The organism is Pseudomonas sp. NFX71, from assembly GCF_048079215.1.
GTDB classification, from domain to species: domain Bacteria; phylum Pseudomonadota; class Gammaproteobacteria; order Pseudomonadales; family Pseudomonadaceae; genus Aquipseudomonas; species Aquipseudomonas fluorescens_B.
The window spans coordinates 881086-904727 of sequence record NZ_CP182230.1; the positions used below are offsets into that span (position 1 = coordinate 881086).

Annotated in this window: 15 protein-coding genes, 2 tRNA genes, 3 rRNA genes and 2 pseudogenes; 7 read left to right on the plus strand and 15 right to left on the minus strand. The window is 57.8% G+C overall.

All coding sequences use genetic code 11. The features are described 5' to 3' along the window. Window positions 1–131: 131 nt before the first annotated feature. The 3 genes and pseudogenes from ACM1ZW_RS04055 to ACM1ZW_RS04065 form a co-directional block, all read right to left on the minus strand. Window positions 132–740, minus strand: a complete 609-nt coding sequence (locus tag ACM1ZW_RS04055) for a methyl-accepting chemotaxis protein (RefSeq protein ID WP_416740799.1) — start codon at window positions 738–740, stop codon at window positions 132–134. Continuing rightward, window positions 726–1484 (minus strand): annotated as a pseudogene (locus ACM1ZW_RS04060) (PAS domain-containing protein); the annotation flags it as partial. The gene ACM1ZW_RS04055 and the pseudogene ACM1ZW_RS04060, both read right to left, overlap by 15 nt. A 93-nt stretch (window positions 1485–1577) precedes the next feature. Beyond that, window positions 1578–2891 carry an MFS transporter gene (locus tag ACM1ZW_RS04065; RefSeq protein WP_416740203.1) on the minus strand — a complete coding sequence of 438 codons (1314 nt, stop codon included), beginning with the start codon at window positions 2889–2891 and terminating at the stop codon, window positions 1578–1580. Window positions 2892–3091: 200 nt separating this feature from the next. On the opposite strand from ACM1ZW_RS04065, the gene ACM1ZW_RS04070 reads away from it, so the two are divergent. Next, a complete protein-coding gene (locus tag ACM1ZW_RS04070; RefSeq protein ID WP_008037184.1) occupies window positions 3092–4510 on the plus strand; it encodes a short-chain fatty acid transporter in 1419 nt (472 codons plus the stop codon). Window positions 4511–4601: 91 nt separating this feature from the next. Here the strand turns inward: ACM1ZW_RS04070 and ACM1ZW_RS04075 are convergent. After that, a pseudogene (locus tag ACM1ZW_RS04075) lies at window positions 4602–4928 on the minus strand (nucleotidyltransferase family protein). A 143-nt stretch (window positions 4929–5071) separates the two neighbouring features. Here ACM1ZW_RS04075 and ACM1ZW_RS04080 point away from each other — a divergent pair. After that, a complete protein-coding gene (locus tag ACM1ZW_RS04080) occupies window positions 5072–6244 on the plus strand; it encodes a hypothetical protein (protein WP_017340773.1) in 1173 nt (390 codons plus the stop codon). A gap of 181 nt (window positions 6245–6425) precedes the next feature. Beyond that, complete coding sequence (locus ACM1ZW_RS04085) at window positions 6426–6938, plus strand: lysine methyltransferase (protein WP_416740204.1); 513 nt, start codon at window positions 6426–6428, stop codon at window positions 6936–6938. An 18-nt stretch (window positions 6939–6956) separates the two neighbouring features. Here the strand turns inward: ACM1ZW_RS04085 and can are convergent, their stop codons facing one another. After that, on the minus strand, window positions 6957–7601 hold the full coding sequence (can, locus tag ACM1ZW_RS04090) for a carbonate dehydratase (protein WP_017340775.1): 645 nt from the start codon (window positions 7599–7601) through the stop codon (window positions 6957–6959). Between the two features lie 168 nt (window positions 7602–7769). Here can and ACM1ZW_RS04095 point away from each other — a divergent pair, with 168 nt between their 5' ends. After that, on the plus strand, window positions 7770–8174 hold the full coding sequence (locus ACM1ZW_RS04095) for a serine kinase/phosphatase (RefSeq protein ID WP_416740205.1): 405 nt from the start codon (window positions 7770–7772) through the stop codon (window positions 8172–8174). A 140-nt stretch (window positions 8175–8314) separates the two neighbouring features. On the opposite strand, the gene rimI is transcribed toward ACM1ZW_RS04095, so the two are convergent. Together rimI and ACM1ZW_RS04105 are read right to left on the minus strand one after the other, a co-directional pair. Then, window positions 8315–8767, minus strand: a complete 453-nt coding sequence (rimI, locus tag ACM1ZW_RS04100) for a ribosomal protein S18-alanine N-acetyltransferase (protein WP_017340778.1) — start codon at window positions 8765–8767, stop codon at window positions 8315–8317. Further along, a complete protein-coding gene (locus ACM1ZW_RS04105; protein WP_031319121.1) occupies window positions 8760–9500 on the minus strand; it encodes a hypothetical protein in 741 nt (246 codons plus the stop codon). The genes rimI and ACM1ZW_RS04105 overlap by 8 nt, the downstream gene beginning before the upstream one ends. Before the next feature lie 206 nt (window positions 9501–9706). Between ACM1ZW_RS04105 and mksB the strand changes: the two genes are divergently transcribed. The 3 genes from mksB to mksF are packed head-to-tail and all read left to right on the plus strand — an operon-like array spanning window position 9707 to window position 14512. After that, window positions 9707–10984: an Mks condensin complex protein MksB gene (gene mksB / locus ACM1ZW_RS04110; RefSeq protein WP_178118345.1), complete on the plus strand. Its 1278-nt coding sequence runs from the start codon at window positions 9707–9709 to the stop codon at window positions 10982–10984. Continuing rightward, window positions 10974–11675: an Mks condensin complex protein MksE gene (gene mksE / locus ACM1ZW_RS04115; protein WP_017340781.1), complete on the plus strand. Its 702-nt coding sequence runs from the start codon at window positions 10974–10976 to the stop codon at window positions 11673–11675. The genes mksB and mksE overlap by 11 nt, the downstream gene beginning before the upstream one ends. Further along, window positions 11672–14512 (plus strand): Mks condensin complex protein MksF, encoded by a 2841-nt coding sequence (gene mksF, locus ACM1ZW_RS04120; protein WP_414880514.1) that lies wholly within the window; start codon window positions 11672–11674, stop codon window positions 14510–14512. Before mksE ends, mksF begins: the two co-directional genes overlap by 4 nt. A gap of 143 nt (window positions 14513–14655) precedes the next feature. On the opposite strand, the gene ACM1ZW_RS04125 is transcribed toward mksF, so the two are convergent. From ACM1ZW_RS04125 to ACM1ZW_RS04160, 8 genes are all read right to left on the minus strand, one after another. Then, entirely contained in the window at window positions 14656–16959 is a 2304-nt protein-coding gene (locus tag ACM1ZW_RS04125; RefSeq protein WP_017340783.1) for an intermembrane transport protein PqiB, read from the minus strand. After that, window positions 16952–17575 (minus strand): paraquat-inducible protein A, encoded by a 624-nt coding sequence (locus ACM1ZW_RS04130; RefSeq protein ID WP_017340784.1) that lies wholly within the window; start codon window positions 17573–17575, stop codon window positions 16952–16954. Before ACM1ZW_RS04130 ends, ACM1ZW_RS04125 begins: the two co-directional genes overlap by 8 nt. After that, window positions 17562–18221 (minus strand): paraquat-inducible protein A, encoded by a 660-nt coding sequence (locus ACM1ZW_RS04135; protein ID WP_017340785.1) that lies wholly within the window; start codon window positions 18219–18221, stop codon window positions 17562–17564. The genes ACM1ZW_RS04130 and ACM1ZW_RS04135 overlap by 14 nt, the downstream gene beginning before the upstream one ends. 146 nt (window positions 18222–18367) lie before the next feature. Continuing rightward, window positions 18368–18483: ribosomal RNA gene (gene rrf, locus ACM1ZW_RS04140) — 5S ribosomal RNA — on the minus strand. Window positions 18484–18639: 156 nt separating this feature from the next. Continuing rightward, window positions 18640–21533, minus strand: a 23S ribosomal RNA gene (locus tag ACM1ZW_RS04145). A gap of 236 nt (window positions 21534–21769) precedes the next feature. Further along, window positions 21770–21845: transfer RNA gene (locus ACM1ZW_RS04150), tRNA-Ala, on the minus strand. A 28-nt stretch (window positions 21846–21873) separates the two neighbouring features. Continuing rightward, window positions 21874–21950: transfer RNA gene (locus ACM1ZW_RS04155), tRNA-Ile, on the minus strand. 82 nt (window positions 21951–22032) lie between these two features. Further along, a 16S ribosomal RNA gene (locus ACM1ZW_RS04160) occupies window positions 22033–23569 on the minus strand. The 16S, 23S and 5S rRNA genes sit together here with 2 tRNA genes alongside, the layout of an rRNA operon. Between the last annotated feature and the right edge of the window lie 73 nt (window positions 23570–23642).

A 23642-nucleotide genomic window follows, 5' to 3' on the forward strand; every position in this document is an offset into this window, starting at 1 on the left:
CGATTGTAGCGAACTCCCGAGATAGGGAGTTCGAGCAGTCGAAAAGATCGCACCCTGCGCCAGCTCCTGCAGGGCGTACGTCATTCCAATGTTGGAGCAGCCGCAGGCTGCGATCTTTTAAAGGCTAACCATCAACTCGACAGCTGATTGGCGAACTGTCCGACCGCATTCACCACCTTCTGCGCGCCGTCCTGAATCTCGACAATGACCGTCCCCGCCTCTGCCGCCAGCGCCAGGCCTTGTTCGGCCTGGAGTTTGCCGTCGGTCATCAGGGACACGGCGTTACGCGCCATGTCCTGGTTCTGACGGACCACCAGGACAATTTCATCGGTGGCCTGGCTGGTGCGCGAAGCCAGTTGCCGGACCTCGTCCGCCACCACGGCAAAACCGCGGCCCTGTTCACCGGCCCGGGCGGCTTCGATGGCCGCGTTGAGCGCCAGCAGATTGGTCTGTTCGGCAATGCCACTGATGGTTTTGACGATGGTGCCGATCACCAGCGATTGCTCGTTTAAGGCCTCGATGCCTTCGCCGGCGGTTTGCATGTGCTTGGCCAGGTCGCGCATCACGTTCACCGCTTGCGTCACCACGGCGGTGCCGCGCTGGGCGCTTTGATCGGTATGCTGCGAGGTGCCGTAGGCAATGTTCGCCGCTTCAGCGACGGCCAGTTCCTGATTGACCTGATCGGTAATCACCGTGGCGAACTTCACCACTTTGTAGAGCTTGTTGTTGGCGTCGACCACCGGGTTGTAGGACGCCTCCAGCCAGACCGTACGCCCGTGGCTATCCACGCGCTTGAAGCGGCCGGCGACATATTCGCCGGCATTCAGGCGTCGCCAGAAGTCCTGATACTCGGCGCTGTTGTATTCCTGCGCATCACAGAAGGTACGGTGATGTTTGCCCTTGATCTGCGCCAGGCTGTAACCCATGCCGTTGAGGAACCGTTCATTGGCTGTGAGCACATTGCCCGCGAGGTCGAATTCGATCACCGCCGTCGAGCGCACCAACGCACCGATCAGGTTTTCGTGCTCACGGGAGGCCTCGATGGTGCGGGTCAGGTCACTGGAAAAAATCGAGAAATGCTTGACCCGCCCGTCCGAGGAACGCACCGGCTGCAGGATCGAGCGCAACCAGGCCTCCTGGCCATCGCCACGCAGCAGGCGCACCGCACCGGCGAAATGCTCGCCACGGGTCAGCGCAGCCTTGAAACGGTGGTGGAATTCATCGGACTTCACGTGGGGAGGCACAATGTCTTCGATCGGACGATCGATCAGGTCATGGCTCTTGTAGAGCATCTCGCTGAGAAAGTTCTGATTCACCGATTGAATTCGCCCATCGGGATCAAGGGTCAGGACCAGCATCTCGCTTTCCAGACTTTCCTTCACTTGCTGAAGGCTGGAGAGTTCTTCGCGAAGAGCCGACAACTCTTGCTTCAAGCGTTTGTTGAACATGGGAAAGCACCGATGGGCAGAGATAGAAAGCGGCATGCAGCCTAGCCATCGGCCTTGGGAATATTTTCTGAAGAGTGTTTCAGGCTTGTCCTACAAAAATAGTTGTCATATCCGCCGCGCCACTTTCGATCAGATGGCGCCCGCCGCCGGGCAACTGCCTGTACTGGGCATGCGCGCACCGAAATACAACGCGCTGCTCACGCCCACCGCGCCCATCACGGCGCAGAAAATCACGCAGATCCAAGGGCTCCAAGGCATCAGGCCAATCAGCAACAGCGGTGTGATACTCGCCCACGCGGCGTAGGCAATGTTGTACGTGAAGGAAATCCCTGAAACGCGAATCCGCGCCGGAAACAGGCTGACCATGACCGACGGCACCGCACCGACCACGCCGCAACCGAGGCCGGCAATCGCGTACGCCAGACCGATCCAGTTGCTGCCAATGATCAGGCTGGTATAGAGCACGCCAATGCCCAGTGGCAGCAACAGGCTGTATAGCATCACGGTGCGCCAGGCGCCGATGCGGTCGACCAGCAACCCGGCGAGCACGCAGCCGACGTTAAGGAACACGATGCCCAACGCACTCAGGGCGAAGGTGTGGCTGGCGGTCATGCCGAAGGTTTTCTGCATCATGGTCGGGGTGATGACCACGAACACCACCACCGCCGAGGTCAGCACGCAGGTAAGAATCATCGCCGGTAAAATGGCCAGGCGATGCTCACGCAGAACCGTGCGCAATGGCAGTTCGACGGCGGCATCACGCTTGGCCTGCATCGCCATGAACACCGGGGTTTCGCTGAGCCAGCGGCGAAGCCAGACGCCTATCACGCCAAATACGCCACCCAGCAGGAACGGGTAACGCCATGCGTAATCGAGGATTTCCGCCGGGGTGAACGCCTGTGCCAGAAAGGTCGCCGTCAGCGCGCCGATCAAGTAACCAAAGGTCAGTCCCGCCTGCAGGAAACCGAGTGCATAACCACGGTGCGCGACCGGTGCGTGTTCGGCGACGAAGACCCAGGCACTCGGCACTTCACCGCCCACCGCCGCGCCTTGCAGAATGCGCAGGGCCAACAGCAGCAGCGGCGCGAAATAGCCGATCTGAGCGTAGGTCGGCATGATGCCGATCAGCAGGCACGGCAGCGCCATCATCAGAATGCTCAGGCTGAAGACTTTCTTGCGCCCCAGCCGGTCAGCGAAATGCGCCATCAGGATCCCGCCCAACGGCCGCGCCAGATAACCGGTCACGAAAATCCCGAAACTTTGCAGCAGGCGCAGCCATTCGGGCATTTCCGGCGGAAAGAACAGCTGGCTGAGGGTCAGGGCGAAAAACACGAAAATGATGAAATCGTAGATTTCCAGCGCACCACCGAGGGCCGCGAGGCCGAGGGTCTTGTAGTCCGAGCGGCTGAACGGTGCCGGGCGCGAATCGTTATGGGCTGTCATCAAAAAAACTCTGGTGTAGGCAAAAAACCAAGGCGCCCATGGTCTACGCAAACGCGCCAGTGGACAACCCGTTAGACCAAAGTCTCAGCCAGGTAAAACTTCGTCACAAAACATGACCGTTTGATTTACTGTTGGCACCTGTCCAGACGGGCCTCTGCGGCCTGGAAGACCACAACAAACATAAAAATAGAGGTACTCCCGTGGCTGCTGATATCGAAGATACCCGCTCTGCCCGCTTTGCCCTGCGCTGTTCAAGTTTTGCCGAACGCTGGTTTCCCGATTCCTGGGTGTTCGCCGCGCTGGCGGTGATTATCGTCGCCGTCGCCACCCTGTTCATGGGCGCCAAGCCCACCGACGCGGCGATGGCGTTCGGTGACGGGTTCTGGAGCCTGATCCCGTTCACCATGCAAATGGCGTTCGTGGTGATCGGCGGCTATGTGGTCGCCAGCTCGCCGCCTGCCGTGAAGCTGATCGACCGTCTGGCGCGAATCCCGAAGAACGGTCGTTCCGCCGTGGCGTGGGTGGCGCTGATTTCCATGGTCGCGTCGCTGCTGAACTGGGGTTTGTCGCTGGTGTTCGGCGGCTTGCTGGTGCGCGCCCTCGCCCGCCGTGTCGATCTGAAAATGGATTACCGCGCGGCCGGCGCCGCAGCGTATTTGGGCCTTGGCGCCGTGTGGGCCTTGGGCCTGTCGTCGTCCGCCGCCCAATTGCAGGCCAACCCGGCCAGCCTGCCGCCGTCGATTCTGTCGATCACCGGGGTGATTCCTTTCACACAGACGATCTTTCTCTGGCAGTCCGGCGTGATGTTGCTGGCGCTGATCGTGATTTCGCTGATCATTGCCTACGCCACCGCCCCCGGCCCGAACTCGGCCCGTGATGCCAAAGCCTGCGGCATCGATCCAAGCTTCAACCTGCCGCCACTGCAACCGCGCACTCGTCCCGGCGAATGGCTGGAACACAGCCCGTTGCTGACGATTCTGCTGGTGTTGCTGGCAGCCGGGTGGCTGTTCCACGAGTTCTCGACCAAACCGGCGATCAGCGCGATTTCCGGGCTGAACACCTACAACTTCCTGTTCATCATGCTCGGCGCCCTGCTGCACTGGCGCCCGCGCAGTTTCCTCGACGCGGTGTCCCGCGCGGTTCCGACCACCACCGGCGTACTGATCCAGTTCCCGTTGTACGGCTCGATCGCCGCGCTGATGACCACGGTCAAAGGCACTGACGCGCAAACCCTGGCTCACCACATCTCGACCTTTTTCGTACAAATTGCCTCCCACGACACTTACGCGCTGCTGATGGGCGTGTACTCGGCGATCCTCGGATTCTTCATTCCGTCGGGCGGCGGCAAGTGGATCATCGAAGCGCCGTACGTGATGCAAGTGGCCACCGACCTGAACTACCACCTGGGCTGGGCCGTGCAGATCTACAACGCCGCCGAAGCCCTGCCGAACCTGATCAACCCGTTCTACATGCTGCCATTGCTGGGCGTGCTGGGGTTGAAGGCGCGGGACTTGATCGGGTTTTCGTTCGTGCAACTGCTGGTGCACACGCCGCTGGTGCTGTTTCTGCTGTGGGCGTTGGGGACGACGCTGACGTATACGGCGCCGGTGATGCCGTAAACGGAGTTGATTGCACCTGTTGTGAGGCAGGTGCAATCAGCCTTGATCGGTGGGTAACACCTTCAGAAGTTCAAGCAAAGCGGCTTGGACTTTATTCCACACCACTAGTAGCCGTGAGCAATGCGATTGCGCATGGACGAGCCTGCTCAAGCACTTGCTGGCGAAACTTCACTGGAAGATCGCCGGGCGTCAGCAGATCTACACTACCCCCCAACAAATCCTCGAGTTCGACCTGAAGACCGCCAAGATCAAAAAGCGTGGCGCCTGGCAGTGCATCTACCAGCAAATCAAGGTCACTCCGCTCTTTATCCGTTCAGAGCAGTGCTGAACCAAACACGCGAGGATTGGCTGTACGAAAGCGGCCTACAACCTCGCGAACGGCTGCTCGTTGCAGATCAAGAGCGGTGGAGGGCTTCATTTTTCACCTTTACCCAGTGCAGTATTGCGCCAGTCCAGCAGTGCTTGAGAGAGGTAAACACTGCGCCACTTGTAACCTGACCTGTCACATCCCACTGTACCCGCCTCCGCTTCAGAGGCCCACACGCTGAAAAGGATCTGAGCATGTTCAAACTCGCAGGACTCACTCTCGCCGCCCTCACCCTGAGTGCCGCCGCCCATGCGGACGCCGATCTGAAGCTGGGCAGCACCGAGCGCGTCACCCGGCTGTTTGCTTACCCCAACAACTGCAACGTGATCTGCTTTCGCAACTGGACGCTGGAGCAAACCGTCGAGCATTACCTGACGCAAAGCGTGCAGCGCGATGGTTACAGTGATGCGAAGGTGCAGGTCAAAACCGATAACGATCAACTCTATGCCGCCATCACCGGGGTGCCCCGGGGCTATGAAAAGCCGTTGGCGGCGCTGCTCGATGCAGGCGACCTGGCCTACACCGGCGCCAGCAAGCTGAATGCCGACGGCAAATGGGCTTACAGCTGGTATTTGTTCCTGCCGCTGGGCATGGCGCTGGAGAACCGCAGAAGCGTCGAGTTGCTGCACTTCCCGCCGGATTACTCTCTGACCCAGGCGCAGGATTACCTGAAGTCGGCCACCACTGATCGGTGGGCCACGTTGCTGACGGTCAACGGGATCGCTGCCGATCAGACGCCGGCATTCCAGACCATCATCGACATCGCCCCGATTGCCGCGCCCTCCAACGCCGGCAAGGATCTGGAAGGCGTCTACGACTACTTCAAGGACTACCAGACCACCATGGTCAAGGAAGTCAGCCAGAACGCCAGCGGTACCACGCTGCCGATGGTCGCGTTCGGTGCGCCGGTACGCAACTGGATCAAGCAGCAATATGGGCCGACCGTAAACGTGCTGGGCCTGGCAACCATCAGTCCGAAGGACGGGGTAAAAGTGCCGGTGCTGGGTTCCAACCACCCGAGCTACATCTGGTACGCCGCCGACCCGGACAGCTATTCCGGTAAGGATGCCCAGGCCCAGGCCGACGCGGCGGGCCTGAAAGTCATGGGCCAGGATTTGAGTGCCGCGTGCTGGCAGGCCGCCATGGGCCGAGACCCGGACAGCAATCCAGACATTGAACTGAGAAGTTGCACCCAGACCTGGCAGGTGGCCCAGGCCGATAAAACCTGCGAGCTGTTCTACACCTCGATCCGCAACCTGACGCCAGGACAAGCCACGGCCAAATGCTCGACGGCGCCGATCAAGACTCAGCTCAAACAGCTCAAGGTCCCGGCGCCTGCGACCGCGGTACCTGCTCCACATTTGTAAAAAGCTGAACCACGTTCCTGCGTGAGCCTTGGCTGACGTGGGAACGCGCGTTTTTCCTCTGTCAGTTATGACAGTAGACCGGTTGTTTCTTTTGCGAGAGTCTTGGGAGGTCCCCATTCGCTGCAGGGCTGACAGGATGTCAGCTGACGGAAGTCGCAGCGCCCCGCCGACAAGGATTGTTATGAAAGCCCACGCTGAACAAGCATTACCCCCACCGCCGTCCAAAGGCATCTACCCGTTTGTTGAGCTGCCGTTGAGCCTTGGATTCCCCTCCCTGGAAGATTTTCAGATCGTCTATAGCCCTCAGGCAAAGGCAAAAGCCGTCTGCGCTCTGCGGGAGTTTCCACGCCTGAGTCGAGTCTGCCGGGTTTCCGGACATCTATTGCCGTATCGCTGTCGACATACCCGGCAAATGGCGCCGGGCATCCACGTGTACGACCCACGGTTCTGTGGATTGCTCAGCCACGCCTGCGACCCCAACACCTTTCTCGACATGAGCGAGCTATGGTTATGGGCGCTGAAAGACATCAGGAAAGGCGATCGGCTGACGATTGATTTAGCCATGACCGAAGACAAGCTGCAGCGGCAATTCGCCTGCCGCTGCGCCTGTCCTTGCTGCCGAGGCTGGATCACTGGCTACGACGAAACACCGAATGTCGATGGCCAGTCGTTCTTCCAGCATTGGCGTCGATGAAGCCTTTGCTGATGTTATTTACAGCGGCTCGAACGGACGCAGGCGGTACTGTGGCGGCAACTGCTCAAAACCACTGATGGTTGCGTTCAGGCTCTTCCACCGACCGTCCTTGATGCCATAGATGCAGCCGTGAATCGACAGTTTCTGCCCGCGGTGCCAGGCATTTTGAACAATGCTGGTGTGCCCGACGTTGGCCACTTGCTGGATCACGTTGAGTTCGCAGAGGCGATCAACCTGCTCCTCCTCGGTAGGCAGTTTGGAGAGTTCTTCACGCTTTTCGTAATAAAGATCGCGAATAGAACGCAGCCAGCCGTCGATCAAGCCAAATTGGCGATCCTGCATCGAGGCGCGCACCCCCCCGCAGCCATAATGGCCGGTAACAAGGATGTGTTTGACCTTGAGCACGTCAACCGCGTACTGAATTACCGACAGGCAATTGAGGTCGGTGTGCAGCACCACGTTGGCTACGTTGCGGTGGACGAACAGGTCGCCGGGCAGCATGCCGACAATCTCGTTCGCCGGCACGCGGGCGTCGGAGCAGCCGATCCAGAGGAACTCCGGTGTTTGCTGACGAGCCAGTTTGGCGAAGAAGTCAGGATCTTCTTTAGTGATCGCGTCAGCCCAGCGCTCGTTGTTATCAATCAGATCTTGTAATTCGTTCATGCAATGAAGCCTCGATAATGATGCGCAGCTTTGACAGACAACCGTCCGTCGGGGTCACGCGCGAGATGCAGATTGCCGCTGATGCATATTACCTGAATGCCATGGCGGTTGAATTCTGAGGGACCCTGTGGGTCCACCGTAGTAAGGCCCACAGTATGAGGAATTGCCATGACTGATTCACGACGTCCGTTCGATGCGGTGCAACCCGAGCCCATCGACGACAACGAAGACCGCATGGGCTCGATGCATGAGCTGGATTTCGATGAGGAAGAACCTAGTGCCAAAATCGGCGATGAACTGCCGGAAAACGAGCGCGAGCAACTCATGCCGCGCGAGCGCGTGCGCGAAGCCGGCATGACTGGCGCCTCGACCGCCGACCATGAGTCTACCGATGATGACATGAGCCCGGAAACACTGATCCGTGAAGACGGTGCGCGGGATGCCCATGAGGCGGGTGAAGGAGGCCAGGCCGATTGGGATTTGAGCATTGTCGATGAAGATGACATCGGCGGGGGTAATGGTCTGGATGAGGAGGAATTGGCGAAGCGGGAACCGATGGATGGGAATCGGTGAGTCTGTAATTCTTTGACTCTGTGGCGAGGGAGCTTGCTCCCGTTCGGTTGCGAAGCAGTCGCATAGATTATGACCTGCTCACGATCAGGCCCGCTTCGCGGCCCAGCGGGAGCAAGCTCCCTCGCCACAATGATTATGCGTCAGTCAACCAGGGTGCAGGCCATGACCACCGCGTCTTCGCGCCCGCCCACCGCCGGATAATAATCCCGACGCCGGCCAATCTCGTTAAACCCATACCGCTCATACAGCCGAAACGCCGGCCGATTGCTGTCGCGCACTTCCAGAAAACATTCCCGCGCCTCAGCCTTGCAGGCAATCGCCATCAGGTGCTCCAGCAGCGTCAAACCCAGCCCACGCCCCTGACTTTCCGGTTTGACGGTGATGTTCAGCAGGTGCGCTTCATCAAGAATGATCTGCACCACGCCGTGCCCGACCTGTTGCGAACCTTCAAACATAAGCCAGATCTGGTACTTGCCCAGCCCATCGAGAAAAATCCCGCGGGTCCACGGATGGCTGTACGCCGCGTATTCGATTTTCAGCACAGCGTCCAGGTCCGCCTCGGTCATCGGGCGAAACGATACAGCGTCACTCATTCGATTCTTTCCAGCGCGCCATCAGCCGACGCATGGCTTGCCAGACATCAGCCTTACGCTGTGGCTCTTCCATTAATAATTCCAGACCCGGCAGGGCCCAGACCGTACCCAGGCCGTCGACCTGGAGTTCACGGTTGAAGGATTCGGCATTTGCCTCTGCGGCGAAACGTACCGCCGGCAGGCCGATCAGCCACACACAGACGCAGGGTGCGTCTTCCAGGCGGGCCGAGAGAAAACCTTGCACAAAATCACGAGCGGCTTCCGGGCCTTGATCCATCGTACCTCGGGCCAGCAGCGGCCAGCGCACCGGTTCGCCGACGATCTGCGGGCTGTCCGGCAGACCGGCGGCGCGCAGCATGTCCTTGAGCAGCAGATACGCGGGGTCGCGGGTCTGGAAGGTTTCGCCTGTGGGTAACTCCACCAGCAGCAGGCAGCGACCGGCGCGCAATAATTGCAGGGCGAATCGCGGCGGTGGCACGACGGGCGCCTTGACCGCGACCGGTGCCTCCTCTTCTTCAACCTTGGCGTTGTCACGCGTGCTGGCCAATGATGGCCGCGGCACCTCTATTTTTACCCGTTCGGCCGGTTTGACCACCGGTTCCGCGGGCGCATCGACCACTGGCGCCAGCGCCACCGGTGCGACGACCAATGGCTCGGGCATCTCCAGTAGCTCTGGCCGCGAAGGCGCGGCAAAGGGCAATTCGGTGCGCGGCAGCCAGTTGACCACCTGCATGGCGGTCAAATAAGCGCGACGACGGGACTCGATTAGCAAAGGTCGGCCACTTGTGGATAACTAAAGTGCGCTGATTCTACCGCCCTTCGCTCAAGATCGCCCGCGCTGTTGGTCGATAGACTTCACCGACAGTCTTTCCACCTAATCGCATCGCCCCCGATGCAGTACAATCGCGGCTTTTAATCGCCAACCAGCCGGCCATTCCGATGATCGAACCCAAGCGCGTCTTGCGCGCCCTCGCTGAACACTGGGCACTTCTGGAGCCACTGTGCGAGCACTTCGACCAAGGCACACTGAGCCTCAACGAACTGCGCACGCAATTGGCCGCCCAGCAACTCGACAGTACGCCGCAGGACATCACCAGTCTGCTGGACGTGTGGATCCGCCTCGACATTCTGGTTCCCGTGGCGAAAAGCCCGAACCGTTTCGAGCTCAACGCGCAAATCCACGACTTCCTCGCTTACCTGCGCCGAGAGCACCGTCTGGGCCTGTGCCTGGAAATCGAAGCCTATTTGCGCCACCTCGAACGCCTGGCCGGTTACATCCAGGACGCCTTCGACATCCGCGACGGCCACGACCTGGCGCGTCAGTTGCGCCTGCTCGACATGCGCGTGCGAGACGTATTGAAGAAACTCGCCAACGACGAACAGGCCCTGGTGGCGGTTGCCGAACGCGCCAAGACCAGTGACCGGCAGATTCCGCTGCGTCAGCGTTACGCTGAAGTGCTGGCGACCTGGGACGAATACGTCGAACCGATGATTCAGTTGGTGAATGCCGATGGCGCCTTCGAGCAAGGCGTGCGCAAGGTCGAAAATGTCCTGCTGAAGATGCTCACCGAGCAGCAGCGCCTCGGCCATCTGGTCGATGACGACATGCTGCTGCGCACCCACGCGCGCATCCTCGAGATGCAGACCAGCGCCCAATTGACCCTGCGTCATGCCCGCGAACTGCTGCTGCCGCTGCGTGAAGAAGCCCGTCGGCACAACGCCGTGACCCGGGGCGCGGCGCTGGCCTTGTCGGCCATTCGTCGCAAAGGCATCGATGCGGTACCACAAGCGGCAATGCCGATGTTCACCCGGCCGCAAAGCACCTTCCTCGGCAGCGCCAGTCAGGTCGAAGCCTACGTTTACGCATTGGCCCGTTTCGAGCCAAAGCCGGCACGCTTCCCCAAGGCCCACAAGACCCAGAAAGGCGAAGCACCGCGTGCGCCACGCACCGTTCGGGAAATGCTCGAACGCTGCGAAGATGCCCTGCCGATGCCGGACCTGATGACCTGGTTGCTGGAGCAGGAGCCGGACGGCGCCACCGACGAACTGCTTTATTGGTTCTCTCGCCTGTCACGGGAAAAACGTTTCAAACGCGAGCGTCTGGAACGCCGCGATTACCACACTCACGAGCACCAGGTCAGCCTGCGCTCCTTCGCCCTGCTCTCGGCCCGCGATACCGCCGCCGAGGATTCTGCGAGCATCCCACATGCATCTTGATCTATCCGAACTGTCCCAGCTGGCGCCGATCTTTCGCGAGCTGTTCAAGGGCTACCACGTCAGCCGCCGCGATCCGGAGCTGTACGCACAACTGTCGAACTTCCAGGATCAGTACCGCACGCTGTTCAAGGCGTTGGGTTTTGAACTGGTCTGCGATACAAGGGGTTTCTACTACTTCGTGCCGGACCTCGCCGCCGCTGCGGTGAACAAGACTGCACAACGTCTGGCGCTGTTCACCTTCATCCTCGTCGAGCATCTGGCCGATCAGGGCCGTGACCCGATTGCCGTGCTCGACGGTGGCAGCCTCGGTCGCGACGAACTGCCGTCGTTGCTGGAAAAGTACCGAGACCTGTTCATTCAGGCTGAAGTGCAGACTGTCGAAGAACTCGAAGAAAAAATCATGCGCCGCATGACGCAGCTCGGTTTCGCCGGCGAAGAAAACGGCGTTTACCGTTTCCTGCCGCCGATGCACCGTTTCCTCGATGTTTGCCTGTCGGTCCAGCAGGACCGTGACCTGGCCGCCAGCCTGCACAGCGTATTGCCGCTGCCGGTTCCGGTGCTGATCGACGACGACAGCGACGAAAAACTGTTGCAGACCGATGATCCGCTGGACCTCAGCGATTTCGCTGAAGAAAGCGAAGAAGACGCCATGGCCCGCGCCATTGCCGAAGAACAGGAGACCGACGCATGAGCAAGGAACGCTACGGCATCCGCCGCTTTGCCCTTTTGAACACCGCCGGTTACAGCCTCGGTCTGTTCCCGCTGGAAGAACCGCTGTCGGTCTACGGCGCGAACAACCTCGGTAAATCCGCCTCGATCAACGCGCTGCAATTCCCGATTCTGGCGCGCATGTCGGACATGAGTTTCGGCAAGTACAGCCTGGAACAATCCCGGCGCTTCTACTTCGCCTCGGACACCAGTTACATCCTCGTTGAAGTCTCGCTGCCCCACGGTCCGCACGTGATCGGTGTGGTCGGTCGCGGCCCGGGCGGTGGTTTCGGCCATCAGTTCTTTGCCTACGCCGGCAAACTGGATCTGGCGCATTATCAGAAAAACGACACCTGCCTGCGTCAGAAAGAGCTGTTTACCAACCTTGAACGCGAGGGCCTGAAGGCCTACGAACTCAAGCCGGATGAACTGCGTCGCTTGCTGGTCGGCGGCCACACGTCGATCCCGCTGGATTTGACCCTGATCCCGCTGCGCTCCACCAGCGAACAGAGCCTGAAGACCTTCCGCGCTCTGTTCATCAACCTGCTGCACATGCGCGAAATCACCGCTGCCAAGCTCAAGCAGCTGTTCCTCGATGCCTTCGAACACAGCCTGCGTTCCGGCAGCGTCGATTACATCGCCGCGTGCGAAGAAGCGTTCCGCGATGTACGACGCATGGAGCAGGACTACAACTCCCTGGTCACTGCTGGTCCATTGGTTGAAGCCCTCGCGGCAGGCGTGACCCAGCGCAATATCCTGCGCGGCAAACTGCACCGGATCTCGCCGCTGCTCGATTCGTTGCTCGGCACCTGGTCGGACTACGCCAGTGCGCGCAAGGAAGAGCTGACGATTCAGGCCGAGCATTACCGTAACGAGCAGGACGCACTGCAAAACGATCAGCGTGGCGGCACTCAGGAGCTGATGCGCCTGGAGCGGGAAATCACCGGCATCCAGCGTTGGCTCGGCGAACTCTCGGCGCTGAAGAATCGCTTCGCACTGGTCGATGACGTGAAAGTGCTGGAACAGCAGTTGCTCGCGGCCAAGGACGCTCACGATGAACTGGCCGGCGCATTGGCGCAGTCGCGGCAATTCTCTGCCGAAGACCTGGAAGAACGTCTGCGGGATCTGGAAAAACGCCTGAAGTCGGTCAAGCAGCAACTCGATCATGCCGACAACAACAGCTACGCCCGCCTGCGCGAAGAGTTCTCGCAACAGGATGTCGAGCGCCTGATGCGCCTGTTCAACAGCGCATTGTTCAGCCTGCCGCTGGGCGAGCACGGTATCGCGCTGGACGAAGACGGTCAGTGGGTCAAATCCATGGAGCTGATCCTCGACGGTTTCAAAGGCGAACGCTTCGAAGTGCCGGGCCTGTCCATCGACCTCTCGCACATCGAACCTCCGGCGTTGCAGGCGCTGGCTGACCGTGCAGCATTGCGCGATCAGAAAGAGCGTCTGGACAAAGAACTCAAGCAACTGAAAACCCAGCAAGCCGTGGCCGCCGACCGCGCCGCGAGCAAGACCCAGACCGAAGCGCTGTACCAGCAAGTGCTGGACGCGCAAAAAGCCCTGGAAGATTTCCGTCGCGCGCAAACCCTGAGCGCCGAAGAAGGCGACAAGCTTGAGCAACTGGCACAGATGGAAGCGGCACAGGACGAGTTGAAGCGTTCCAGCGACGCCTTCACCGAACGCGTCCAGCAACTGTCGGCCAAGCTGCAACTGGTCGGCCGACAGATCGGCGACATGGAAGCCAAGCAGCGCACCCTCGACGACGCCCTGCGCCGCCGCCAACTGCTGCCGGCAGACCTGCCGTTCGGCACGCCGTTCATGGACCCGATCGACGATTCCATGGACAACCTGCTGCCGCTGCTCAACGACTATCAGGACAGCTGGCAGGGTTTGCTGCGCAGCGATGGCCAGATCGACGCGCTATACGCTCAGGTGCGCCTCAAGGGCGTGGCCAAGTTCGACAGCGAAGACGATATGGAGCGTCGCCTGCAACTGCTGATCAACGCCTATGCGCATCGCACGGACGAAGCCCTGACCCTCGGCAAGGCACGTCGCGCGGCGGTCACCGACATCGCCCGGACCCTGCGCAATATCCGCAGCGACTACGACAGCCTCGAGCATCAACTGGCGCTGTTCAACCGCGAGATCAACAAGCGTCAGGTCTCCAACCTGCAGAGCTTCCGTATCGTCCTCGCGCCGAACAAGGAAGCGTTGAAGCACATCGACCAGATCATCCACAGCGCCGGCCAGTACGAAGAAGGCGAAACCCTCTCCGTGTTCGACCTGAGCCAGAGCGCCGATCAGGACAACAAGAACGAAGAAGCCAAGGAATACCTGGCGCGCCTGGTGGCCGCGAACCACAACCAGCTCGGTCTCAAGGACTTGTTCGAACTGGCGTTCGAGATCACCAAGGTCAACGGTCAGCCGGTGATTCATACCGACATCGATGGCGCCGCGTCCAACGGCACCACGATGACCATCAAGGCGTTGACCAACATGTACTTGTTGCTGCACTTGATGGACCGCGACCAGGCCGGCCGCGTGCGCCTGCCGTACTACCTCGACGAGGCAGCGGACATCGACGAGAAGAACCAGGCAGCGCTGCTGGAAACCAGTCTGCAACTGGGCTTCGTGCCGATTCTGGCGAGCGTGAAACCTCAGGTCTGTGCCAGTGTTGCGATTGACCTGGAAGGCGGGAGCGGGCCGAACGGCATCTACATTGATGAGGCGGACTGGAAGTACATTCGTCGTCACGATGAGGTGAAGGCTGCCGTTAACGTTGAAGCAGACGAGCCGGAGCTGGATGCGGTCTGATTTGGGTTAATTGAAGTCAATAAAAAGGCCGCGATCCAAATGGATCGCGGCCTTTTTATTGCGTGGGATTTTTAGTGAACTTTAGGGCCGCATCGCGGGCAAGCCCGTGAAAGCGTCCTCACAAACGCCCACTCAGGTACTTGCTATTTGCCGAGGGAAATCTTCGGCGCCCAGGTCAGCCATTCATCTTCAAACTTGTCGAACAACGGGAACGTCTGCTCAGGCCGTGCCGGGCTGCCCATGCGATCACCGTCCGGGGTGGCGAAGGCAATGCCGCCCTGAATCAACGTCTCCAGCGACTCGGTGCGCACCGTCGCCCCCTTGAACAAACCGTAGTCGAAACCAAAACCGCTGGTGTTCCAGAAACGTGTGCCGCTGCGCACCAACGGTGCGTATTTCGGTTCGATCAGAATGTGCACCAGAACACGGTCAGCGGTCTGGCCGAGTTCATAACCCGTCACCTTGCCCACCGTGACCTCGCGATAGGTCACCGGCACACCGGTTTTCAACGAGCCACGGCGAGCGGCGCTCAGGACCAGGCTTAAACCGGGTTCCTGTTTGGCGGTTTCCGGTGCATTCGCCAGGGCGACGAAGTTTTTCTGTGGGCCAAGGTTCTTCGCTGCAGGCTGCACTTCGATGTACTGGCCAGTCACCAGGGTTTCCAGGTTCGAGGTCTTGATCAGACCCAGCTCGGGTTTGACCACCCAGAACTGACTGCCGACGCGGGCAATGCGCTCCGGCACTTCGGTGATCCGCGCGGTCAGCAGCACCGATTGCAAATCATCACTGAGGTCGACGTCTTCAATCTTGCCCACATCCAGGCCTTTGAATCTCACAGGAGTGCCGCTGCGCAAACCATCGGCACGATCGACCTTGATCGTAACCACGGTGCCTTTCTGGTTGGCTTCGTCATGGCTGGCGAACAGACGGAAACGTGGAATGCGTTTTTGCAATGGCGCTTTGGCTTGCGGTGTTTCGAAGGCGATACCGCCGGCCATCAGGCTTTGCAGCGACTCACTTTTGACCTGGATTCCTCCGGTCAATCCACCCGTGAGCGTAATACCGCTGGCGTTCCAGAAACGCGTTGAGGCGTTAACCAGCCCTTCGTATTCCTTCTCGATGTGCACGCCAATCACCAACTGTTTCTTGGTGCGCGAGAACTGATAGCTCTGGACCGAACCGACCTTGACCTGCTTGTAGAGAATCGGGCTGCCGACTTCCAGTGAGCCGAGGTTCTCGGTGAACAGCACCAGGTGCAGGCCCGGTGCACGCAAGTCGAGCGGCGGCGCTTTCGGCCTCGCCACGAATTCGCGCTGCGGAGCTGCCCCCTTGTCCCCTGGGCGCACGGCAATGTAGTTACCTTTGACCAGCGCTTCGAGACCGGTAATGCCCGCGAGGGAGATCGAGGGTTTGACCACCCAGAACTGGGTGCCATCAACGAGGTAATCCTCAGCCAGCGGATCAAGGGTCAATTCCGCGGTGGCACTGGACAGATCAGGATCGATCTTGAGCGCTTTGAGCGTGCCGACCTGAATGCCTTTGTACATCACCGGCGTCCGGCCAGCCTGCATGCCTTCGAAGTCACTGAGTTTGACCTTGACCCGGATACCGGCTGCGGCGGCATCGAAATCTTCGTAGAGACGAAATGGCAGGCTCGGATCGGTGGGCGGGCTGTCCTTGCGGTTCTCCGGCGTGGCGAAGGCGATACCGCCGGCGACGATGCTCGCCAGGGATTCGCTGCGCACTTTCACACCGGACAGGTTAGCGTCGATGCTGATGCCGCTGGCATTCCAGAAACGCGTGTGTTTGCGCACCAGCTTGGCGTAGGTGGGCTCGATGAACACCTTGAGCTCAACGGTACTTTGGTCTTCGGACAACAGGTAGCTTTTGATCTGGCCGACCCTGATCTGCTTGTAGAACACCGGGCTGCCACGGTTCAGCGAGCCAAGGCGATCAGCCTTGATGGTCAGGTGCAGACCGGGTTGGGCGTCAGACAGCGGCGGCTCTTCGGCCAGCGCCTTGAACTTGCGCGTAGGTTCCCCTTCGCCCGGACTGATCGCCACATAGTTACCGGAGACCAGGGTTTCCAGCCCTGTGATACCGGCCAGGGTCACGCTCGGCTTGACGAGCCAGAAGCGTGTACTGGTGCGCAGGTATGGCTCCACGTCCTTGTTCATCTCGACGGTGGCGATCACCCCTTTTGAGGCGCCTTCATCGTCGAGCGTGAGGGTTTTCACCTTGCCGACCGACATGCCTTTGTAAACGACTTCAGTCTTGTTGGCCTGAATGCCTTCACCACTTTCGAAACGCACCTGAATCTCAATGCCGGTTTCGCTGTAGGCACGCCAGCCGAGCCAACCGCCAATGATCAGAGCGATCAGGGGCAACACCCAAATGGCGGACCAGTTCGAGGCCGGTCGGGTTTTCGCTGTAGGCAAATCAGTCATGGTCGTCGTCCGACTCCGTGTTATCCCAAATCAGTCGGGGATCGAAAGTTACTGCGGCAAGCATCGTCAAAATCACCACACTGGCGAAAGCGATGGCGCCAAGATTGGCTTCGACACTGGCAAGCCGTCCAAAATTCACGACGGCCACCAGGATAGCGATCACAAAAATATCGAGCATCGACCAGCGGCCGATGAACTCGATAAAGCGGTACATCCAGATGCGTTGGCGTGCAGAAAGTGGCTGGCGGCGCTGCACGGAAAACAGCAGCAAGGCGATGCCCACCAGTTTGAACGTCGGTACCAGAATACTGGCGATGAAAACCACGGCGGCGATGGGAATCATGCCGTGCTGAACCAGTTGGATCACACCGGACATGATGGTGCTCGGATCGCCCTGACCCAGAGAGCTGACCGTCATGATCGGAAGCACGTTGGCTGGGATGTAGAGCACCGCGGCCGTCACCAGCAGCGCCCATGTGCGCATCACACTGTTCGGGCGACGCGCGTGAACCAGCGCACCACAACGTGTGCAGACCTGCTCGTCGGTGTCAGCGTCCTGCTTGTTCAACTCATGGCATTCGGTACAAATCAGAATGCCTGCATCAATCGCCCGCATGGGCATCCTCTCCTGATAAAGCCTGCCAGATCTGATGAGGCGACATCACAACTTCCAGCCAAACCTGAACCAACAACAAACCGATAAAGCACGCCAGGCCAAGACCGACAGTGATTGCTGCCATATCTGCCAGTTTGACGATCGCCACCAGAACGCCCATGAGGTAAACCTCGAGCATCCCCCAGTCTCGTAAATGGTGATAAATCCGATAGAGCAGCAAACCGTAACTACGGCCGACATCAAAACGAATACTCAGCAGCACGGCCAGTTGGCAGAGCAGCTTGAGTAGCGGAATTCCCATGCTGCACAGAAACACGATGACCGACACACCTTGCATCCCGGTATCGAACAGACCGACAACGCCGGTCCAGACAGTGTCTTGTGACGACTGCCCGAGTAGATTGAGCTGCATGATGGGTAAAAAGTTCGCAGGGATGTACAACAACAGTGCGGCGAGGACCAAGGCGAGACTGCGTTGCACAACATTGTGCCGATGGGCGTAGAGCTCGTAGCCGCAGCGCGGACACAGGGCTTTCTCGCCATGGGCGAGCTCGGGCTTGCGCATCAGCAAGTCGCACTCATGACACGCCACCAAGTCGTCCAGCGGTAATTCTGACAGCCCGGAGGCGTCAACCGGATCTGGCATAAAGGCTATGACTCCGAAAAAGTTGGATCTATTCTAGTGTCATGAGTCGAAAATAACTGTGCAAATTTGTGCAGGTCCGAATCGTGCTTTTATTCCGGGCAAAACAAAACCCCAACTGCTTTCGCAATTGGGGTTTCGGAATTTAATCTTGACGATGACCTACTCTCACATGGGGAAACCCCACACTACCATCGGCGATGCATCGTTTCACTGCTGAGTTCGGGATGGGATCAGGTGGTTCCAATGCTCTATGGTCGTCAAGAAATTCGGTAGCCAGGTCGTGGGCCTTTACAGGTTCACGCTCCAGCGAATGGGTATGCGATAGTTTGTGTGTTTGTTTCTCGAACTTTCGGTTCGTTTCGTCTTCACACACCGCAATCTGGTGCTCTTTCGAGTCAGCAAATTGCTTGGGTGTTATATGGTCAAGCCTCACGGGCAATTAGTATTGGTTAGCTCAACGCCTCACAGCGCTTACACACCCAACCTATCAACGTCGTAGTCTTCGACGGCCCTTCAGGGGACTCAAGGTCCCAGTGAGATCTCATCTTGAGGCTAGTTTCCCGCTTAGATGCTTTCAGCGGTTATCTATTCCGAACATAGCTACCCGGCAATGCCACTGGCGTGACAACCGGAACACCAGAGGTTCGTCCACTCCGGTCCTCTCGTACTAGGAGCAGCCCCTCTCAAATCTCAAACGTCCACGGCAGATAGGGACCGAACTGTCTCACGACGTTCTAAACCCAGCTCGCGTACCACTTTAAATGGCGAACAGCCATACCCTTGGGACCGGCTTCAGCCCCAGGATGTGATGAGCCGACATCGAGGTGCCAAACACCGCCGTCGATATGAACTCTTGGGCGGTATCAGCCTGTTATCCCCGGAGTACCTTTTATCCGTTGAGCGATGGCCCTTCCATACAGAACCACCGGATCACTAAGACCTACTTTCGTACCTGCTCGACGTGTCTGTCTCGCAGTCAAGCGCGCTTTTGCCTTTATACTCTACGACCGATTTCCGACCGGTCTGAGCGCACCTTCGTACTCCTCCGTTACTCTTTAGGAGGAGACCGCCCCAGTCAAACTACCCACCATACACTGTCCTCGATCCGGATAACGGACCTGAGTTAGAACCTCAAAGTTGCCAGGGTGGTATTTCAAGGTTGGCTCCACGCGAACTGGCGTCCACGCTTCAAAGCCTCCCACCTATCCTACACAAGCAAATTCAAAGTCCAGTGCAAAGCTATAGTAAAGGTTCACGGGGTCTTTCCGTCTAGCCGCGGATACACTGCATCTTCACAGCGATTTCAATTTCACTGAGTCTCGGGTGGAGACAGCGCCGCCATCGTTACGCCATTCGTGCAGGTCGGAACTTACCCGACAAGGAATTTCGCTACCTTAGGACCGTTATAGTTACGGCCGCCGTTTACCGGGGCTTCGATCAAGAGCTTCGCGTTAGCTAACCCCATCAATTAACCTTCCGGCACCGGGCAGGCGTCACACCCTATACGTCCACTTTCGTGTTTGCAGAGTGCTGTGTTTTTAATAAACAGTCGCAGCGGCCTGGTATCTTCGACCGGCATGGGCTTACGGAGCAAGTCCTTCACCCTCACCGGCGCACCTTCTCCCGAAGTTACGGTGCCATTTTGCCTAGTTCCTTCACCCGAGTTCTCTCAAGCGCCTTGGTATTCTCTACCCAACCACCTGTGTCGGTTTGGGGTACGGTTCCTGGTTACCTGAAGCTTAGAAGCTTTTCTTGGAAGCATGGCATCAACCACTTCGTGTTCTAAAAGAACACTCGTCATCAGCTCTCGGCCTTAGAATCCCGGATTTACCTAAGATTCCAGCCTACCACCTTAAACTTGGACAACCAACGCCAAGCTGGCCTAGCCTTCTCCGTCCCTCCATCGCAATAACCAGAAGTACAGGAATATTAACCTGTTTTCCATCGACTACGCTTTTCAGCCTCGCCTTAGGGACCGACTAACCCTGCGTCGATTAACGTTGCGCAGGAAACCTTGGTCTTTCGGCGTGGGTGTTTTTCACACCCATTGTCGTTACTCATGTCAGCATTCGCACTTCTGATACCTCCAGCAAGCTTCTCAACTCACCTTCACAGGCTTACAGAACGCTCCTCTACCGCATCATCCTAAGATGATACCCGTAGCTTCGGTGTATGGTTTGAGCCCCGTTACATCTTCCGCGCAGGCCGACTCGACTAGTGAGCTATTACGCTTTCTTTAAAGGGTGGCTGCTTCTAAGCCAACCTCCTAGCTGTCTAAGCCTTCCCACATCGTTTCCCACTTAACCATAACTTTGGGACCTTAGCTGACGGTCTGGGTTGTTTCCCTTTTCACGACGGACGTTAGCACCCGCCGTGTGTCTCCCATGCTCGGCACTTGTAGGTATTCGGAGTTTGCATCGGTTTGGTAAGTCGGGATGACCCCCTAGCCGAAACAGTGCTCTACCCCCTACAGTGATACATGAGGCGCTACCTAAATAGCTTTCGAGGAGAACCAGCTATCTCCGAGCTTGATTAGCCTTTCACTCCGATCCACAGGTCATCCGCTAACTTTTCAACGGTAGTCGGTTCGGTCCTCCAGTTAGTGTTACCCAACCTTCAACCTGCCCATGGATAGATCGCCCGGTTTCGGGTCTATTCCCAGCGACTAGACGCCCTATTAAGACTCGCTTTCGCTACGCCTCCCCTATTCGGTTAAGCTCGCCACTGAAAATAAGTCGCTGACCCATTATACAAAAGGTACGCAGTCACCCAACAAAGTGGGCTCCCACTGCTTGTACGCATACGGTTTCAGGATCTATTTCACTCCCCTCTCCGGGGTTCTTTTCGCCTTTCCCTCACGGTACTAGTTCACTATCGGTCAGTCAGTAGTATTTAGCCTTGGAGGATGGTCCCCCCATATTCAGACAAAGTTTCTCGTGCTCCGTCCTACTCGATTTCATGACTAAGAGATTTTCGCGTACAGGGCTATCACCCACTATGGCCGCACTTTCCAGAGCGTTCCGCTAATCTCAAAGCCACTTAAGGGCTAGTCCCCGTTCGCTCGCCACTACTAAGGGAATCTCGGTTGATTTCTTTTCCTCAGGGTACTTAGATGTTTCAGTTCCCCTGGTTCGCTTCTTAAGCCTATGTATTCAGCTTAAGATACCTAACTTATGTTAGGTGGGTTCCCCCATTCAGACATCTCCGGATCAAAGTCTGTTTGCCGACTCCCCGAAGCTTTTCGCAGGCTACCACGTCTTTCATCGCCTCTGACTGCCAAGGCATCCACCGTATGCGCTTCTTCACTTGACCATATAACCCCAAGCAATCTGGTTATACTGTGAAGACGACATTCGCCGAAAATTCGCGATTAAACTCACAAATTTTACCTTAGCCTGATCCGTTACCAGTGAAAGTAACGTTCAGTCTATCTTTCTATCACATACCCAAATTTTTAAAGAACGATCTAGCCAAAGACTAGAAATCAACATTCACCACCATCACGATGGAATGCTCATTTCTAAGCTTTATACAATCAGAAGCAGTAGTGGTGGAGCCAAACGGGATCGAACCGTTGACCTCCTGCGTGCAAGGCAGGCGCTCTCCCAGCTGAGCTATGGCCCCGTATTGCTACAGGATCCCACACAAAAATTGGTGGGTCTGGGCAGATTCGAACTGCCGACCTCACCCTTATCAGGGGTGCGCTCTAACCAACTGAGCTACAGACCCAATTTCGGGCTGCTTCTTATCGTCTTCTTCAATGAATCAAGCAATTCGTGTGGGAACTTATGGAGCAGCTGATGTCGTCGATTAAGGAGGTGATCCAGCCGCAGGTTCCCCTACGGCTACCTTGTTACGACTTCACCCCAGTCATGAATCACACCGTGGTAACCGTCCTCCCGAAGGTTAGACTAGCTACTTCTGGTGCAACCCACTCCCATGGTGTGACGGGCGGTGTGTACAAGGCCCGGGAACGTATTCACCGCGACATTCTGATTCGCGATTACTAGCGATTCCGACTTCACGCAGTCGAGTTGCAGACTGCGATCCGGACTACGATCGGTTTTATGGGATTAGCTCCACCTCGCGGCTTGGCAACCCTCTGTACCGACCATTGTAGCACGTGTGTAGCCCAGGCCGTAAGGGCCATGATGACTTGACGTCATCCCCACCTTCCTCCGGTTTGTCACCGGCAGTCTCCTTAGAGTGCCCACCATAACGTGCTGGTAACTAAGGACAAGGGTTGCGCTCGTTACGGGACTTAACCCAACATCTCACGACACGAGCTGACGACAGCCATGCAGCACCTGTCTCAATGTTCCCGAAGGCACCAATCCATCTCTGGAAAGTTCATTGGATGTCAAGGCCTGGTAAGGTTCTTCGCGTTGCTTCGAATTAAACCACATGCTCCACCGCTTGTGCGGGCCCCCGTCAATTCATTTGAGTTTTAACCTTGCGGCCGTACTCCCCAGGCGGTCAACTTAATGCGTTAGCTGCGCCACTAAGAGCTCAAGGCTCCCAACGGCTAGTTGACATCGTTTACGGCGTGGACTACCAGGGTATCTAATCCTGTTTGCTCCCCACGCTTTCGCACCTCAGTGTCAGTATCAGTCCAGGTGGTCGCCTTCGCCACTGGTGTTCCTTCCTATATCTACGCATTTCACCGCTACACAGGAAATTCCACCACCCTCTACCATACTCTAGCTCGTCAGTTTTGAATGCAGTTCCCAGGTTGAGCCCGGGGATTTCACATCCAACTTAACGAACCACCTACGCGCGCTTTACGCCCAGTAATTCCGATTAACGCTTGCACCCTCTGTATTACCGCGGCTGCTGGCACAGAGTTAGCCGGTGCTTATTCTGTCGGTAACGTCAAGACACCAACGTATTAGGTTAATGCCCTTCCTCCCAACTTAAAGTGCTTTACAATCCGAAGACCTTCTTCACACACGCGGCATGGCTGGATCAGGCTTTCGCCCATTGTCCAATATTCCCCACTGCTGCCTCCCGTAGGAGTCTGGACCGTGTCTCAGTTCCAGTGTGACTGATCATCCTCTCAGACCAGTTACGGATCGTCGCCTTGGTGAGCCATTACCTCACCAACTAGCTAATCCGACCTAGGCTCATCTGATAGCGCAAGGCCCGAAGGTCCCCTGCTTTCTCCCGTAGGACGTATGCGGTATTAGCGTCCGTTTCCGAGCGTTATCCCCCACTACCAGGCAGATTCCTAGGCATTACTCACCCGTCCGCCGCTCTCAAGAGAAGCAAGCTTCTCTCTACCGCTCGACTTGCATGTGTTAGGCCTGCCGCCAGCGTTCAATCTGAGCCATGATCAAACTCTTCAGTTCAAACATCTTTGGGTTTTTAAGAAACCCTAAACTTGGCTCAGCAATCGTTGGTTACATCTTTGATTTCTCGCGG